Here is a 16,954-nt window from a genome sequence, read left to right as displayed (position 1 = left end):
ATGAACTGGTCGATCTCCTTCGAACCGCTGGTTTCCTGGCCGCTGTTTGGCCTTCTCTTCGTGCCGTTGTTGCTGCTGGCGCTGGTCGGCCTGTGGTTCCGCCAACGCGGCTCGGCGCTGCGCTTCATCGCGTTGCTCGCGCTTGCCGCGGCATTGCTCAACCCGGTGTTCCTCGCCGAGGAACGCGAGGCGCTGAAGAGCGTCGTCGCTCTCATCGTCGATCGCAGCCAGAGCCAGGACATTGGCGACCGCGCCAAGCAGACCGACGAGGCGCTGGCCGGGTTGCAGCAGCGTCTTGCCCGCTTCAAGCAGTTCGATGTCCGTGTCGTCGAGGCCGGCAAGTCCGAAGCCGCTGACGAGCGCACCGAAACCAGGCTGTTCAGCGCGCTGGAGGGCACTTTCCGCGACGTGCCGCCGTCGCGCATCGGCGGCGCGATCATGATCACCGATGGCGAGGTGCATGATGCGCCGGCCGGCGCACCGGAGTTCAACGCGCCGCTGCATGCGCTGATCACCGGCAACGAGCACGAGAAGGACCGCCGCATCCGCTTCGAGAACGCGCCGCGCTTCGGCCTCGTCGGCAAGCCGCTCGACATGACCTACCGGGTCATTTCGACGGAAGGCGATGGCGCTCCGGTGGACGTGCGCGTCTCGGTCAATGGCGAGCAGGTCTCGGTCGAGCACGCGACCGTCGGCCAGCCGATGAAGCTCTCGGTCACCATACCCAATGCCGGTCGCAACATCGTCCAGCTCGGCATCGACCGGGAGCCCGGCGAACTGACCGACGCCAACAACCGGGCGATCGCTTTGGTCGACGGCATCCGCGAGAACCTGCGCGTGCTCTTGGTTTCCGGCGAGCCGCATGCCGGCGAGCGCACCTGGCGCAACCTTTTGAAGTCGGACGCATCGGTGGATCTCGTCCACTTCACCATTCTGCGCCCGCCGGAAAAGCAGGACGGCACGCCGATCAACGAGCTGTCGCTGATCGCCTTCCCGACCCGCGAGCTGTTCGTCGAGAAGATCAAGGATTTCGACCTGATCATCTTCGACCGCTACCAGCACCGCGACGTGCTGCCGATCCTGTATTACGATTACATCTCCGAATATGTCGAAAAGGGCGGCGCGCTGCTGATTGCCGCCGGCCCCGAATATGCCGGCGAAAACTCCATTGCCCGCACGCCGCTGAACGCCGCGCTGCCAGCCATGCCGACCGGCGAGGTGGTGGACAAGGCCTTCTATCCGCGCCTGACCGATCTCGGCCAGCGCCATCCGGTGACGCGCGGGCTCGACGGCTCGGCGAGCGAGCCGCCGCATTGGAGCCGCTGGTTCCGCACCATCGGCGTCAAGAATCCGGAAGGCGAAGTGGTGATGAAAGGCGCTGACGATCGGCCCCTGCTCCTGCTCGACCGCAAGGGCGAAGGCCGTGTCGGCATGCTGCTCTCCGACCAGGGCTGGCTGTGGGCGCGCGGCTTCGAGGGCGGTGGACCGCATGTCCAGCTTTATCGCCGCATCGCCCACTGGCTGATGAAGGAGCCGGAACTGGAAGAGGAGCGGCTGACCGCCGACGGCCGCGGCATGATGCTTGAAATCCGCCGCCAGACGATGAGCGACGACCCGGGTCCCGCCCAGGTCATCACGCCGTCCGGCAAGGCGATGACGGTCAAGCTCGAGAAAGCCGAGCCCGGCATCTTCACCGGCAGTCTGCAGACCGGCGAGATCGGCCTCTACCAGATCGGCAATGGCGACCTTACCGCGCTTGCCCATGTCGGCCCGATCAACGCGCCGGAATTTTCCGACGTGATCTCGACCGAGGACAGGCTGAAGGCGCCTGCCGAGGCGACCGGCGGCAGCGTGCGGCGGCTGGCTCCGTCGTCGACGCTCGGCAATCTCGCCGGCGGCGTGACGCTGCCGTCGATCATCCCTGTCCGCTCTTCCGCGGCCGCTTCGGGCGACGACTGGATCGGCCTGCGCACCACCGACGACAGCACGCTCAAGGCCGTATCGCGCGTGCCTCTGTTCGGCGGCTTCCTCGGCCTCGGCCTGCTGCTGCTCGCCATCGGCTCGATGTGGTATCGCGAAGGGCGGTGACACCACTTTCTTCCTTCTCCCCTTCTTGTGGGAGAAGGGAAAACTCCTCCGCCCTACTCTTCGGGCTCGGTGGTGAACAGCAGCGGATAGCCCTTGGCCTTGCCGGCGTCGGTCGCCCGCGTCGCCTTGGTCTCGGCGATATCCTTGGTGAACACCGCGACGACGCAGACACCGCGCGTATGCGCGGTGATCATGACGCGGTGCGCCTGGTCTTCGCTGAGTTTGAACTCGCCCTTGAGCACCGTCACCACGAACTCGCGCGGCGTGAAATCGTCATTGACGAGGATGACCTTGTAGAGTTTCGGCCGCTCGGTCTTCGGCTGCGGCTTGACGCGGGGCTTGATGACGGTTTCTGGCATCGGATCCGGCGGCGAGGAACTGAGTTCTCGCTCTCATTTTGTCACGCTGAAAAACACCCGTCCAACCCTCCGCGTGGATAGCGACGGATTGGACGTTCGATATTATGTGGGGAAGCGCCGCCGATGGGTCAACGGTCCTGGCGTCCGACCGGACGGCGCAACGGGGTGCCCGATCTGCCTGAACCGACGTCGCCATCCATGCCCGAGCCGCGCTCCATGAAGGCAAAGAATATCCAGCCGGCCAGGCCGATCAGCGTTATGCCGGTCAGCACGAGCAGCATCCAGGACTGTGCCGGGGTGATGTAGTCGAAGCTCGAGGAGATCAGTGGAGCGAAAAGCTCGGGTTCGGTCCTGCCGCTGGCGGGATCCGGCACGGGGCTTGCGGTAAAGATGATCAACGATCGTGCCGCCCCGGTGGCGATCAGGCCGCCGAGCGTCAGCGAGCGCATCAGGGACGAAAACCGCTTCCTCATGCGGATTGTCCTACAGCACCGGCATTGCGATCGGGTTAAGGATCGGGAGCGGCGCGGCGAAATCTGCCGATGCCAGGCTTCGGTCGCCGGAAGACCGCTCCAGCCGGAACCGGCCGGAGCGGTTTTGAAGGATCAGGACTGAAAGCCTGGATTAGGACTTCTTCGCCGGAGCCTTCTTGGCCTTCTTGACCGGGCACTTGTGCGTCTTGGTCACCTTGCAGGCCTTCTTGGCAGCGACTTTCTTCATCGGCTTCGCAGCGGTGCTGTCGGCCGGAGCAGCCGTGGTGGTCGCGGTCGAGGCAGCCGGGGCGGCGGTCGTCGTGGCGGCGGCGTTACCGAGAGCCGGCATCGCGAAAGCGAGAGCAACACCGAGGCCGAGGGCGGAGAGGATGGACTTCTTCATGGCTTCATTTCCTTTTTCTTGCAGGTCTGGATGAGCGTCACTGAGCAGGATCGATCGGTGTCACTCCAAGCAGCTTCAAAGCGTTTGCGAGCATCCGGATTCCCTGCGCCTGTTTCTTGTTGGCGCAGAACCGGTTTCCCTTTCTTTGCAGTGCTTTCGCCGCGGTGACCTGCGTTGCCGCGGCATGGGTTTCGAGGGCTTCGTCAACCTGACGGCTCAGATTGGTGCAACGCTCGGTCCGGGTGAGCGGCGCGACCTTAGCGGTGGAGGCGCCGGCCGCTGCTGTGATGAGCGATATGCTGAGCAAAGCACCCGTCACGCTGATCCAGAACCTCTGCATTGGTCTTGTCCGTTACTCCGGAAACTTGCGTCGCAGCCGATGACCTGACCGCCACGGCACCGGTTATGCTCTTGAAATTTTTCACCAGTTTTTCCCGACTGTAGAATTTTGTTTCTGGATTGTTTCTGGGGAATCCGGCCGGCGCGACGATCGAGGCCACTGGCCAAGATGTGGCCCGAATTCTATCGTGTGAGAGACCGGCGAAGGATGCACGGCCAACAGAATCATAGGTTTCGAGTGAAATCGGACGCACACATACTGATCGTCGACGACGACAAGGGCATACGCGACCTGCTGCAGGAGTTCTTCCAGAAGCGCGGGCTGCACACGACGGTGGCTGCCGACGGCATCGAAATGGAAGCGGTCCTGCGCCGCACGCCGGTAGACCTGATCGTTCTCGACGTGATGCTGCCCGGCAAAAGCGGGCTTGAGCTTTGCCGCGAGATCCGCGCCAACTACACCACGCCGATCATCATGCTGACCGCGGTCACCGAAACGACCGACCGCGTTGTGGGCCTTGAAATGGGCGCCGACGACTACGTGCCAAAGCCCTTCGACCCGCGCGAGCTTTTGGCCCGCATCCGCGCCGTGCTGAGACGCAACGGCAGCGCCGAGCCGCGTCGCCCCACGGCCAAGCAGATTTACCGCTTTGCCGGCTGGACCATGGATTGCGCGAGGCGCCGACTGACGGCGCCGGACGACGTCCGGGTGGAACTGACGATGGCGGAGTTCAACCTGCTGCAGACCTTCGTCAAGAGCGCGCAGCGCGTGCTTACCCGCGAGCAGCTGATCGAGCTCTCCGGCGGCGACACCGGCTACAGCTTCGACCGCAGCGTCGACATTCTGGTGAGCCGCCTGCGCCGCAAGATGGAAGACGATCCGAAGACGCCGAAACTGATCCTGACCGTGCGCAGCGGCGGCTATCAGTTCCTGCCCGAGACGACGTCCGAATGAGACGCTTCCTGCCGCAGACCCTGCCAGTCTGGGTGCTGCTCATCGTCATTGCCGGCCTCATGCTCAGCCAGGTGACGACGCTCTACATCGTGGCGCGCGACCGAGCCGCCGCCAACGGCGTCGTCGATCTCTACCGGCTGAACGACCGCGCCTATTCGCTGGTGCAGCTGATGCATGACGCCACGCCCGAAGAGCGCAAGGCAACCGCGTCCGGCCTGTTCAACTCGACCTATGCGCTGACAGTTTCGGACACGCCCGCCGTCACCTCTTCGATCGCCGGCGACGATCAACTTGCCGAGTTGGAGGACATCCTGGTCGGCCGCCTGTCGAAGTTCGGCATCACCGATGCGCGCGTGCGGCGCGATCCGGCCACCCAGGAGGCGGATGTTCCCGATGGCCAGGCGGTGAACAAGGATGTCGGCCAGGTCGAGCGCGACCTCCTGGTCCTGGCCGCGGATTTCGCGCAGAGCGACAAACTGACCGCCTCGCTGCGCTTTTCCGACGGCCAGTGGCTGAATTTCACTGAGCCGATCACGCCGGCGGGACCGATTCTCAGCCTCGACAGCCTGCCGCTCTATTCGCTGATCGCCGGTTTGATCGTGGTCATGTCGATATGGTCGCTGCGCCGGCTGACCGCGCCCTACCGGATGATGGAAACGGCGGTGACCCGCATCGGCAACGACCTGAAAAGCCCGCCGATCGCCGAAAGCGGCAGCCGCGAGATCCGCGCCGCCGCAAAGGCGATCAACGCCATGCAGATGCGGCTGCGCGATTATGTCGAAGACCGCGAGCACCTCGCGGCGGCGCTGGCGCATGATCTGCGCACGCCGCTGACCCGGATGCGCCTGCGCCTCGAACTGTTGCGTAGATCCCCCACGCGCGAGGCGCTGGCGCATGACCTTGCCGACATCGAAAGCATCGCGAGCTCGGTCATCGACTTCGCCAAATTCGAGGTGACCGAGGAAAAGGCCGAGCGGATCGATTTCTGGTCGCTGGTGGAATCGGTCGCGGACTCCTTCGACGGCGCATCCTTCGACGAAGACGTGGTCCCGTCGCGCGGCCTGATCTGCATCGCGCGGCCGGTGGCGCTGCGGCGCTGCATCACCAATCTCATCCAGAACGCGGTGACCTACGGCAAGAAGGCGCATCTCGGCGTGCGGCGATCGGGCGACACGATCACGCTCTCGATCCGCGACGAAGGCCCGGGCATCCCGCAGGAGAAGCTGGACGCGGTGTTCGGCTCCTTCGTGCGGCTGGAGGAATCGCGCAACCGCACCACCGGCGGTCTCGGCCTCGGCCTCACCATCGCCCGCAACATCGCCCGCGGCGCCGGCGGCGAGGTCGATCTTTCCAACTACCCCGGCGGCGGCCTGCTGACGGAGCTGCGGCTGCCGGTGGCAGCTTGAGTCAGGAGCGGCGTCGGTCCGCCGTCCGCGCCTCTGGATCAGTCGAACCATCCTTGTGATAGTGTGGTCGGCCTGATCACGAGGGAAGACACGCCCATGTTCTACGCCGTCCTCGCCTATCACGTGGAAGACACTGTGCAGTCCTGGACGCCCGACGAGGACGCGGCGCTGATGAAGGACCTGCTGGAGGTCAACGACAGGCTGACTCGCGACGGCAAGCTTGGGCCTGCGGCAAGGCTTGGCCCGACGGCACAGGCGGTAACTTTGCGCGGCCCGGCCGACGCCATGGTGATCGATGGCCCGTTCGCCGAGACCAAGGAGCAGTTACTGGGCCTCTATGTGCTTAACTGCGCGAGCCTTGACGAGGCGATCGCCGCCGCGCGCGATCTCAAACGCGTCAACCCAAGCGCCGTCTACGAGATCCGACCGATCGCGCTTTATCTGCCCGGCGCGCCGCTGACGGTAAGCTGAGACAGGTTCCCGAGCGAGTCTCAGGCCGGTGTCGCGGCCTCGATTTCCCGTCCCAGCCGGAGCATCTCGCCGACCACCAGGTCGAGATCGTGGCGGCGCGTGCGGTGATTGGCGATCGCCACCCTCAGGCAGTGCCGGCCGTGCACGGTGGTATCGGACAGGGCCGCGATGCCCTCCTCCTGGAGTCTCAGCATGATCTCGGTGTTGAAAGCCTTGAGCCGCTCTTCGGACGCTCCGGCCAGCCGGTGGCGGAAGCTGACGATGTTGATGGTGGTCGGCGCCATCAGCTCCAGCGCCGGCTCCGCCTCGATCAACCCGGTGAGGTAGCGGGCTTGGGCGATATTCTGGTCGATCAGCCTGCCGAACTTTTCGACGCCATGCTCCTTCAGCGCCATCCAGATTTTGAGCGCCCGAAAGCCGCGCGATGTCTGCAAGCCGTAATCGTGCAGCCACTCTCCGGACGCGAGGCCGCGCGGCGTCGATTCCAGATATTCCGGCGTGACGGCAAATGTGTTGCGGTGCGCGGATGCGTCCCGCACCAGCGCGCAGCCGGCTTCGAACGGCGCGTGCAGCCATTTGTGCGGATCGAGCGCGATGGAATCCGCCCGCTCGATGCCTGCGACCAGCGATCGGCTCTCGGGCGCGACCGCGATCAGCGCGCCGATGCACCCGTCGACATGGAACCAGAGGTCCTCTTCGCCCGCCACGCTCGCCAGCGCCTGAAGGTCGTCGACGGCGCCGGTGTTGACGGTGCCGGCGGTGCCGATCACGCAGGCCGGCTTGAATCCCGCCGCGCGGTCCTCCGCGATTGCCGCCTTGAGCGCGGCGATATCGATGCGCAACCCTGCGTCGGTCGGGATCCGCCGCAACGCGCGATTGCCGAGGCCCAGCGCCTCCATGGCCTTGCGATGACAGGAATGCACCTGATCCGAGGCGTAATAGCGCAGCGGCCTGGGGATGGCGCCGACGCCACGTTCGCGCACGTCGACGCCTGCCTTGACGTTGCGGGCCACAATCAGGCCTATGATGTTGGCCATCGAGCCGCCGCTGACCAGCGTGCCGCTGGCAGAGGTCGGGAAGCCGACCATCTCCTTCATCCAGTCGACGACCTGGCTGTCCATCAGTCCGGCGGCATGGTTGCCGCCGCCGAGATTGGAACCCTGGATCGCCGCCAGGAAGTCGCCGAGCGCGCCGGTGAAGTTGCTGGACCCCATGTACCAGGACCAGAAACGCGGATGGACGTTACCCATCGGGTAAGGCATCAAATTGCGGGCGACGTCGTCATAGACGTCGGCCGCCGGCGCCGGCGAGCGCGGCAAGGGTGCGCCGAAGAATGCCCGCACCTCGGCCGGCATCCCGCGCCAGACCGGTCGGTCACGGACATCCTTGAGATAGGCGATGGCATCGTCGAGGATCCGGTGCGACAGCGATCCCACCTCGGCCCAATCCGGTGGATCGAGCGTTTCTTCCGCGTTCGTCGCTTCCTGAAATGTATCCATCTCGCCTCTCCCGCCGGCGCGGGTCGACCCGCGCGTAAAAGAATGACGCCGCCATGCGGGGCGGCGTCGCGGTCGGCGTTGTCAGGCTTCGAATTGACAGCTCGGCGTCGAGCGCGACATCGCCGTTTCCTCGGCGTCCATGTCGGCCTCGATGCCGTCGAAAAGCGGCGTCGACATGTAACGCTCGCCTGTGTCGGGCAGCATGCACAAGATCACCGACCCGGCCGGCGCGGTGCCCGCGATCTGCCGCGCCACCGCAAACGTGGCGCCTCCGGAGATGCCGGTGAAAATGCCTTCCTGCTGCGCCAGCGCCTTCGCCCATTTGATGCCTTCGGGACCGGAGATCGGCACCACCTCGTCATAGTAGCGCTGGTCGATCGCCTCCTGCAGCACGTTGGGGATGAAGTCCGGCGTCCAGCCCTGGATCGGATGCGGTTCGAAGGCCGGATGGCTGGCGGCCGGCGCGCCGCCGGCGCCGCGCTCTTGGCGCTTGCCGCTGCCGATCAGCTGCGCGTTCGCCGGTTCGGTCAGCACGATCTTGACCTCCGGCCGCTCTCGGCGCAGCACACGGCCGACGCCGGCAACCGTGCCACCGGTGCCGTAGCCGGTGACCAGATAGTCGAGGCGCGACCCGGCGAAATCATTGATGATCTCGCGCGCCGTCGTCGCTTCGTGGATGGCGGCATTGGCCTCGGTCTCGAACTGGCGCGCCAGGAACCAGCCATTGGCTTCGGCGAGCTCGACCGCTTTCTTGTACATGCCGAAACCCTTCTGGGCGCGCGGCGTCAGCACCACCTTGGCGCCAAGCATGCGCATCAGCTTGCGGCGCTCGATGGAGAAGCTGTCGGCCATCGTCACCACCAGCGGATAGCCTTTCTGCGCGCAGACCATGGCAAGGCCGATGCCGGTGTTGCCGCTCGTCGCTTCGATCACGGTCTGGCCGGGCTTGAGCTTGCCGCTGCGCTCGCCTTCCTCGATGATGTTGAGCGCCAGCCGGTCCTTCACCGAGGCCGCCGGATTGAAGAACTCGGCCTTCACATAGATCGTCGCGTGACCCGGACCGAGATTGTTGATGCGGATGACCGGTGTGTCGCCGACCGTATCGAGAATGCTGTCGAACAGACGGCCGCGCCCGGACGTGGTTCTGATTTTCAATTGATGCAACATGGCTTTCTCCTCGATGTCCTCACGTGCCGGTTACAAACCGGCAGCTTTGGCGGCGCGGTTTCGACACCTGGCCGCGATAGGTTGCTTGATCTGCCGCAAAAGCGGCAACGGCGGCGTTCCGGCACGGAATGGGCTGCCGGCTGCCTCCTGTCATCTTTGGTGATAGACTATGGACCAACTGGCCAGCGTTGGAGAAAGCGTGGAAACATACGTGGAATCCACCCGATCGAGCCTGAATGGCCCCGTTGGCCTGTCCGTAAGGCTTCTCGGGCAACTGACGATTGCCCGCGATGGAGTGCCCGTTACCTTGCCCTCGTCGCGCAAGCTGCGCGCGCTGCTTGCCTATCTGGCGCTGGCGCCCCACCCTGTCAGCCGCAGCCGCCTTTGCGAACTTTTCTGGGACGTGCCCAACGATCCGCGCGGCGAGCTGCGCTGGTGCCTGAGCAAGCTGCGCGCCGCGCTTGACGACCCGGATCGGCGCCGGGTCGAAACCCATGGCGATACGGTGTCGCTTCGCCTCGACGATGTCCACGTGGACGCGCTGGATGCCGCCGCGGCGGTGGCCGAAGGTGTCGAGACGCTCGATCTCATGCGGTTAGAGGCGCTTTCGCAACATTTCGCCGGCGACTTTCTCGACGGTCTTGAGCTCGATCGCAGCCCGCATTTTGGCAGTTGGCTGACGGCGCAGCGCCGCCGTTTCAGCGCGTGCCATGTCGCCGTCCTGGAGCACATCATCGGTCTTGTCCCGCCCGGAGCCGACGAGGCCGGCGCCTATATCGACAAATGGCTGGAGCTCGCGCCCTTCGATGGCCGTGCGCATGTGGCGCTGCTGGAAAATCTGGCCCGGCGCGGACAGATCGGCGCCGGCGAGGACCATCTTGCCACGGCGGCGGAGCTGTTCCACTCGGAAGAGCTGGATTTCACGCCATTGCGCGAGGCGTGGCAGGAGATAAGAGCCCGGAACGCCGGCGCAATGCCATGCGCCCGATCCGGGCCGGCTTTCCCGGTCTCGGAGCCGCCCGTCGCCGCTATCGAATCCGAGCCTGTTGCGACACGCCGGGCGTCGCTCGCGGTGATGCCGTTTGCGGAGAGCGCCGGCGCTGGCGACTTCCGCGGCGGGCTCGCCGACGGCCTCACGCATGACATCATCACGCGGCTTGCCAAGCTTCGCGATTTCTTCGTCATCGCCCGCGGCTCGGTCTTCGCGCTCGCCGAGAAGAATATCGCGCCGGAAGATGCCGGACGCAGGCTGAATGTCGACTATGTCACGACGGGCTCGGTGCGCAGCCTGCCGGGCCGTATCGTCGTTTCCATTGAGCTTGTCGAGGTGCGCACGGCGAGAATCGTCTGGGCCGAGACCTTCGAGCACAATCCCGACGACATCTTCATCGTTATCGAGGATATCGGCAACAGCATCGTCTCCTCGATCGCCGCCGAGATCGCGACGGTGGAGCGCAACCGCGCATTGCTGAAAGCGCCAAACTCGCTCAATGCCTGGGAGGCCTATCATCGTGGCCTCTGGCACATGTATCGCTTCACCCGCCAGGAAAACGAGCTGGCGCAGCATTTCTTCGGCGAGGCGTTGAAGCTCGATCCCACTTTCGCGCGCGCCTATGCCGGCATGTCCTTCACCCATTGGCAGAATGCCTTCCAGCGCTGGGGCGAGCGCGATCGCGAGACCGCGCTTGCCTTCGAAAGCGCCGGCCGGAGCCTTTTGGTCGACGACCGCAACCCTTCCGCCCATTGGGCCATGGGGCGGGCGCTGTGGCTGCGCGGCGAGCAGGACGGTTCATTGCTCGAGCTGGCGAGCGCCGTCGACCTCAGTCCCAATTTCGCGCTCGGCCACTATGCGCTGTCCTTCGTCCATTCGCAGTCGGGCGACCCGCAATCGGCGATCGGTTCGTCCGATCATTCGCGTCATCTCAGCCCCTTCGATCCGCTGCTGTTCGGCATGATGGGCGCCCGCGCCATGGCGCATGCGCGGCTCGGCGAACACAACGAGGCCGCGGAATGGGCGCTGAAGGCGGCCGCGAGGCCAAACGCTCATGTCATCATCCTGGCGATCGCCGCTCATTGCCTGGCGCTGGCCGGCCGGCGGGACGAGGCGCGGAATTACGGCGCCATGATCCGCAACACCTTTCCGAATTATCGCGCCGACGACTTCATCGCGACATTCCGTTTCGACCGGGATGGTGAGGCTCTCTTCCGGAATGGCGCGAAGCTGATCGGGCTGAATTGAATCCAATCGGGCCTAATGCATGTCGCGCGAAAGTGACCTCGGTTTTGCGACAACGACATGCATCAAGCAACGACCTAAAGCGCGTCGCGTGAATCCGTTTCGACGCGACGCGCTTTAATGTGACAGCGGCCCGCTGGCCTTGCGCCAGGCGTCGATGCCGCCCTGGATGTGGCGGGCACTGGCAATACCGACATCCTGCGCTGCCTGCACCGCCATCGCCGAGCGCTCGCCAAAGGCGCAATAGAACAGGATCTGCTTGCTGGTAGACTTCGCCAGTTCATGCAGCATGCCACCGGCGGCGATGTTTTCCTGCAGCCGCGCATAGGGCAGATGGATCGCGCCGGGAATGACGCCGTGCCGCTCGCGTTCTGTCTGCTCGCGCAGGTCGATCAGCGCCACGTCGGGCCGCCCGATCATCGCCTGCGCCTGCTCCGCGCTCACCGCCCAGCCGCGGCTGGCGATATCGTCCTGGTGCAGCCCGACCCGCATGTTGGCCGGCACGGCCACATCCATCATTTTCGGGTTGGACAGATTGAGATTGTTCATGATGTTCACATACTCGTCGACCGACTTGACCTGCAGGCGCGGATTGAAGGCCTTTTCCTCGCCGATCGTCGACACGGTCTCGCCCTTGTAGTCATGTGCCGGGAAGATCATCGTCTCGTCGGGCAGTTTGAGCAGGCGGCCGAAGATCGATTCATATTGCTGGCGCGGATCGCCGTTCTGGAAGTCGGTGCGGCCGGTGCCGCGGATAAGCAGCGTGTCGCCGGTGAAGACCCGGTCCGGCAGGATGAAGCTGTAGGAATCGTCGGTGTGGCCGGGCGTGTAGATGACGTCGAGCGCCAGTCCCTCGATGCCGAGCTTGTCGCCGTCGGCAAGCCGCATCGACACCACGTCGGCCTTGGTCTGCTCGCCCATCACGGTCACGCAATGCGTCTTGTCGCGCAGCGCGCCGAGGCCGGTGATGTGGTCGGCATGAAGATGCGTGTCGACCGCCTTGACCAGCCTCAGGTCCAGCTCATTGACCAGTTGCAGATAGCGCTCGACCTTCTCGAGCACGGGATCGATGATCAGCGCCTCGCCGCCGCGCCGGCTGGCAAGCAGATAGGAGTAGGTACCCGAGACGGAATCGAAGAGCTGACGGAAGATCATCGTCGCATACCCCGCTGCATTTACACCGCCGGGCATCGCCCGCGCGGTCATAGCAATATTCTACTGCACGGGCTTCTGGAATCGGAATGGATTTCGAAAAAAATATATGCCGGTAGGCGACCTTCCCTGCGGCGGCGGGATGCCAGCCTTTAAATGCGGTCCGGGCTGGTCGATCCGCTCCCTCAAAAAGCCTTGCTGAGACGGGCCTGGCCGCGGACGGTGAAGGCATTGTCGGTCCCGTAACCCGCCTCGAAGCCGGCATTGAGCGTCATGCCGGCGCTCACCTCCGCGGCGACGTCCGCGCCGGCAAAGCCGCGCAACACAAATCTTTTGCCGCCGGCGGGAAAAGAGATGTCCTTGCCGAGCAATGTCGCCGAAACGTCATCGCTGCTTTGCGCGATCGCGTCGATTCCGGCTCGAAGCGTGGTTTGCCAGGTCTGGCTTGGCATGCTGACGGGCGCCAATGCCAGCGCGAGCTGGCCACGCGCCTCGAAGACGTTGACGTTGCGCCGCGCGACCGCGAGATCGCCGTTCGAACCGGTCTCGGTGTAATCGTCGAAGAACAGCCCGGCGTAACGCAGCCGCACGCTGGGTATCAGCGTACCGGACGAAACCGGCAGCCGCGTGCCGAGCGTAACCGACGGGCTGAGGAAGACGCCGTTGAAATCCGCCCGCGCCGTCTCGATGCCGTCGAGCACCAGATTGTTCGCGACACGGCGGCGGCTGCGCTCCTGGAGCACGCCGGCGACGAATGCCGCTTCGGCAAAATTGACCCCTCCGTCATAGCCGAGATAGCCGCCCGCGAACACGCTGCGATGGACGATCTCCTGCGCGTCGTCGTCGACCTCGGTCGATCCGGCGGCGCCTCCGATGAACAAGCCACCGAGGAACCCGTCGCCCGAGCGCGTTTCGGCGCCGGCGACCATGCCGCCAAGCGCCTCGCTGAATCCGGCCGATGCGCCGGAACCGCCCTGGGAGCGTAGCCCGCCGAATGTCGATATCCAGGCGTCTGGACCTGTATGCGGCGCAGGCAAATCGTCGCTTGGAGCGGACATGCGCGCCTCGGCAACACCGGCTATGCCGTCGACAAGGTCCTCGACCAACGGCCCGCTGCTGGCAAACCCGGTGATGTCCACCACCGCCACGCTGGCGCCGCTCGTCACGAACGGCCTGCCGCCGGTCAGCACGGTTTGCGGCAGGCCGCTTCCTGAAAAACTTATGACGGCATTCAGTGCGGGGCCGAAGGTGACGGTGTTGCCGGCACCGGAAAAGACGATCGGCCCCTGAATGGCCGTCCCGCCCAAAAGATTCAGCACCGCGTCGGGCGCGCCGAAGTAGATCGCCACGCTCTGGTCGCTGAAGACTCGGCCGGAATTGGTGACGACAGAGTTGCTGCCCTGGGCGGCGATGGCAACACCGCTCACGCCCCTCACGATGACCGAACCCGAATTGACGATCGTGGCGTTGCCGAACAGGGTGCCTATGCCTGTCGAGGCTGTCCCGAAGACATCGACCGTGCCGCTGTTGGCAATTGCGATGTCATTGCCGCTGGCGCCGATGCCGACGGAAGCCAGCCCTGACACAACGATCGACCCGGAATTTTGCAGTTGAAGACCGTTGCTCTGCCAGATGATCCCGGCGGCGGCGGTCCCATGGGCCTCGATCGAGCCGCTGTTGTCTATCTCCAGGTCCGCCCCATCGCCGATTATGCCTGCGGCGGCCGTGCCTGAAACGCCGATAAAGCCACGGTTGTCCACCCGCCCGCCCGGGGCGTCGCTGATGATGCCGTATGTGGCGACCCCAAGCGCTTCGATCGAGCCGTTGTTCACGATGTGCGCATTGCCGCCCTCCGACAAGATGCCGATGGAGGCATCGCCTATCGCCAGGATGGCTCCGTTGTTGAGGATGGTCGCGCTGCTGCCTTGCGAATGCACATTGGCGGCGGCGCCGCCCAAGGTTGCAATCAACCCGTCATTGGTGAGCCGCTGGTTCGAGTTGAGCATCCGCACGGCATCGATGCCGGCGCTGAATGTCTCGATCGCCCCGTTCGGCTGCACGATGCCGGTATCGCCGGCAGCGGCCATCGTCTGCTGGCTGGCGACGACGCCATTGCCGATGACAAAACCTTGGGAAAACGCCGCGCCGCTTGCGAGCGAGATCCCGGCGAACATCGACAGCGCTATCGCGCCTGGAACCCCTGTGCGCGACGTCGGCATCACCCCCTCGGCGCATGGGCATACAACAGATAGATTCTGCGCTGGAAGGAACCGGAAAACAAGCCGCGGGCAGCGCGCCCAGACCGGAGACCCGGGCGCCTTCGAAGAAGCCTATCGCCGCAGCACCGCGCTCAGCACGTCGCGGATGCCGATCGAGCCGACGAAGCGCGAGCCTTCATCGAACAGCGCCACCGGCGCCGTCTGCGAGCGGTGCATGGCGAGCATCACCGTCTTCAGCGGTGTGCCGGGGTTGGCCCAGAACACCTGGGCCCCCTCCTCCGGCTGGGCCTCGACATCGGCGCAGGAGACCCACACCGCCGGCTTGCCGTCGCGTTCGGCCGCGGCCACCAGGCCGTGGTCGTCGATCTTGAAGCGCGTCGTCTTGCGCCGGTCGAGCCACACCCAGCCGTCCTCGCCCTGTTCGAGATCGCGGCGATCGCGCATCACATTCCATGCCGTCAGCACCGAGAGCGGATTCACATTGGCGATGAAGTCGCGGACATAGTCGTTGGCGGGCCTAAGCACGATGTCTTCCGGCGCACCGGTCTGGACGATGCGGCCGCCCTCCATGATCGTGATGTGGCTGCCGATCTTCAGCGCCTCCTCGAGGTCGTGGCTGACGAAGATGATGGTCTTCTTCAGCTCGGCCTGCAGTTGCAGCAACTCATCCTGCAGCTTGGTGCGGATCAGCGGGTCCAGCGCCGAGAACGGCTCGTCCATCAACAGGATCGGCGCTTCGGTGGCGAAGGCGCGCGCAAGACCGACGCGCTGCTGCATGCCGCCCGAAAGCTCATGGGCATATTTCTTCGACCATTGGTCGAGATGGACCAGTTGCAGCTGCTTCTGCACGCGCGCCTTGCGTTCCGCCTCCGGCACGCCGGCAAGCTCGAGGCCGAAGCCGACATTTTCCTCGACCGTGCGCCATGGCAGCAGGCCGAACTGCTGGAACACCATGGCCACCTGCTTCTGGCGCAACCGCCGCAAGGTCGCCTCGTCGCAGGTGACGACATCGACCGTGCGGTCGCCGTCCTTGACCAGCACCTGGCCTCGCGACACCACATTGAGCCGGTTGACGGCCCGCAGCAGCGTCGACTTGCCGGAGCCGGACAGGCCCATCAGCACCGAGATCTCGCCTTCATGCACGGTGAGGCTGGCGCCGGCACAACCCAGCACGTTACCGGTCTTTTCCAGGATCTCGGCGCGCGTAGCGCCCTTGTCGATCATCGCCAGCGAACCTGCCTGATCGGCGCCGAAGACGATGTCCACATTCTTGAAATCAACCGCGACGGTCATTTCTTGCCTCCAACGCCGATGCGGGTCATGCGGTCGAGCACGATGGCGAGCACGACGATGGCGAGGCCCGCCTCAAGCCCGAGATCGATGCGGCGCGAGCCGAGCGCGCGGTTGATCTCCGTGCCGAGGCCGCCGGCGCCGATCAGGGCGGCGAACACCACCATCGACAGCGACAGCATGATCGATTGCGTCAGGCCCGCCATGATGGTCGGCAGCGCCGACGGCAACTCCACCTTCCACAGAAGCTGGCGCTTGGTGGCGCCGAACGCCTCGCCCGCTTCGACGATCGCCTTGGGCACTGAAACCACGCCGAGATGCGTGAGGCGCACGGCTGTCGGGATGACGAAGATGATGGTGACGATCAGGCCGGGCGCGTTGCCGAGGCCGAACAGCGTCAGCACCGGGATCAGGTAGACAAAGGTCGGCAGCGTCTGCATCAGGTCGAGCACCGGCAGCATGACCCGGTAGACCTTCGGCTTGTGCGCGGCCCAGATGCCGAGCGGCACGCCGATCGCCATGGCCATGGCGGCGGCCGCAACCACCAGCACCAGCGTCTGCACCGTCTGCTTCCACAGGTTCTGGTTGATGATGAAGATCAGGCCGAGGAAGACTCCGATGGCGAGCGGCCGCGAACGCTGCAGCAGCCAGGCGATGATCGCGATGACCAGCGCCAGAAGCACGGGCGGGACCACCAGCAGCAGATCCACCGCCCCGTCGAGGATGAAGTTCAGGCCGTTTGAAAACGCCCGGAAGATGGTGTCGAAATTGTCGGTCAGGAAGCCGAAGAAGGCCTTGCCCCACGGCCCGATGGGGATTTTGTAGTCGGTCAGGAATTTCGAAATCGGATCCATCTTTCCCCTCTCGGCTTTGCCGCGCTTGCCGCACGGTCAGCTT

The 16,954-nt window shown here is 64.9% G+C and carries 15 protein-coding genes; 5 read left to right on the top strand and 10 right to left on the bottom strand.

The features are described 5' to 3' along the window. Entirely contained in the window at positions 1-2,088 is a 2,088-nt protein-coding gene (locus FJ414_RS18205; protein ID WP_140645739.1) for a hypothetical protein, read from the top strand. A 53-nt stretch (positions 2,089-2,141) separates the two neighbouring features. Here FJ414_RS18205 and clpS read toward each other — a convergent pair whose 3' ends face one another. The 4 genes from clpS to FJ414_RS18185 form a co-directional block, all read right to left on the bottom strand. After that, positions 2,142-2,447 (bottom strand): ATP-dependent Clp protease adapter ClpS, encoded by a 306-nt coding sequence (gene clpS, locus FJ414_RS18200; protein ID WP_140645738.1) that lies wholly within the window; start codon positions 2,445-2,447, stop codon positions 2,142-2,144. A 128-nt stretch (positions 2,448-2,575) separates the two neighbouring features. Further along, positions 2,576-2,920 carry a hypothetical protein gene (locus tag FJ414_RS18195; RefSeq protein ID WP_140645737.1) on the bottom strand — a complete coding sequence of 115 codons (345 nt, stop codon included), beginning with the start codon at positions 2,918-2,920 and terminating at the stop codon, positions 2,576-2,578. A 151-nt stretch (positions 2,921-3,071) separates the two neighbouring features. Beyond that, positions 3,072-3,323, bottom strand: coding sequence for a hypothetical protein (locus tag FJ414_RS18190; protein WP_140645736.1), 252 nt, complete (start codon positions 3,321-3,323; stop codon positions 3,072-3,074). Positions 3,324-3,360: 37 nt separating this feature from the next. Continuing rightward, positions 3,361-3,663 (bottom strand): hypothetical protein, encoded by a 303-nt coding sequence (locus FJ414_RS18185; protein ID WP_140645735.1) that lies wholly within the window; start codon positions 3,661-3,663, stop codon positions 3,361-3,363. A gap of 237 nt (positions 3,664-3,900) precedes the next feature. On the opposite strand from FJ414_RS18185, the gene FJ414_RS18180 reads away from it, so the two are divergent. The 3 genes from FJ414_RS18180 to FJ414_RS18170 all read left to right on the top strand — a co-directional run bounded on the left by FJ414_RS18180 (position 3,901) and on the right by FJ414_RS18170 (position 6,494). Beyond that, entirely contained in the window at positions 3,901-4,617 is a 717-nt protein-coding gene (locus tag FJ414_RS18180; RefSeq protein WP_140645734.1) for a response regulator transcription factor, read from the top strand. After that, positions 4,614-6,023 carry an ATP-binding protein gene (locus FJ414_RS18175; RefSeq protein ID WP_140645733.1) on the top strand — a complete coding sequence of 470 codons (1,410 nt, stop codon included), beginning with the start codon at positions 4,614-4,616 and terminating at the stop codon, positions 6,021-6,023. Before FJ414_RS18180 ends, FJ414_RS18175 begins: the two co-directional genes overlap by 4 nt. 96 nt (positions 6,024-6,119) lie before the next feature. Continuing rightward, positions 6,120-6,494, top strand: coding sequence for a YciI family protein (locus tag FJ414_RS18170; RefSeq protein ID WP_140645732.1), 375 nt, complete (start codon positions 6,120-6,122; stop codon positions 6,492-6,494). A gap of 20 nt (positions 6,495-6,514) precedes the next feature. Here the strand turns inward: FJ414_RS18170 and FJ414_RS18165 are convergent, their stop codons facing one another. Beyond that, on the bottom strand, positions 6,515-7,993 hold the full coding sequence (locus FJ414_RS18165; protein WP_140645731.1) for an aspartate aminotransferase family protein: 1,479 nt from the start codon (positions 7,991-7,993) through the stop codon (positions 6,515-6,517). An 81-nt stretch (positions 7,994-8,074) separates the two neighbouring features. After that, positions 8,075-9,160, bottom strand: a complete 1,086-nt coding sequence (locus FJ414_RS18160) for a pyridoxal-phosphate dependent enzyme (RefSeq protein WP_140645730.1) — start codon at positions 9,158-9,160, stop codon at positions 8,075-8,077. Between the two features lie 169 nt (positions 9,161-9,329). On the opposite strand from FJ414_RS18160, the gene FJ414_RS18155 reads away from it, so the two are divergent. Next, positions 9,330-11,399, top strand: a complete 2,070-nt coding sequence (locus FJ414_RS18155; RefSeq protein ID WP_246672437.1) for a transcriptional regulator — start codon at positions 9,330-9,332, stop codon at positions 11,397-11,399. A gap of 114 nt (positions 11,400-11,513) precedes the next feature. Here the strand turns inward: FJ414_RS18155 and FJ414_RS18150 are convergent, their stop codons facing one another. From FJ414_RS18150 to choW, 4 genes are all read right to left on the bottom strand, one after another. Continuing rightward, positions 11,514-12,551, bottom strand: coding sequence for an MBL fold metallo-hydrolase (locus FJ414_RS18150; protein WP_140645729.1), 1,038 nt, complete (start codon positions 12,549-12,551; stop codon positions 11,514-11,516). A 182-nt stretch (positions 12,552-12,733) separates the two neighbouring features. Further along, positions 12,734-14,767, bottom strand: coding sequence for an autotransporter outer membrane beta-barrel domain-containing protein (locus FJ414_RS18145; RefSeq protein WP_140645728.1), 2,034 nt, complete (start codon positions 14,765-14,767; stop codon positions 12,734-12,736). 111 nt (positions 14,768-14,878) lie between these two features. Then, positions 14,879-16,060, bottom strand: a complete 1,182-nt coding sequence (gene choV / locus FJ414_RS18140) for a choline ABC transporter ATP-binding protein (protein ID WP_140645727.1) — start codon at positions 16,058-16,060, stop codon at positions 14,879-14,881. Next, a complete protein-coding gene (gene choW, locus FJ414_RS18135) occupies positions 16,057-16,911 on the bottom strand; it encodes a choline ABC transporter permease subunit (protein WP_140645726.1) in 855 nt (284 codons plus the stop codon). Before choW ends, choV begins: the two co-directional genes overlap by 4 nt. Positions 16,912-16,954: the final 43 nt, after the last annotated feature.

It is taken from the genome of Mesorhizobium sp. B3-1-6 (assembly GCF_006439555.1).
GTDB lineage: Bacteria > Pseudomonadota > Alphaproteobacteria > Rhizobiales > Rhizobiaceae > Mesorhizobium.
The sequence above is the reverse complement of the archived record's forward strand: the minus strand, read 5'-3'. Positions and strand labels throughout refer to the sequence as shown.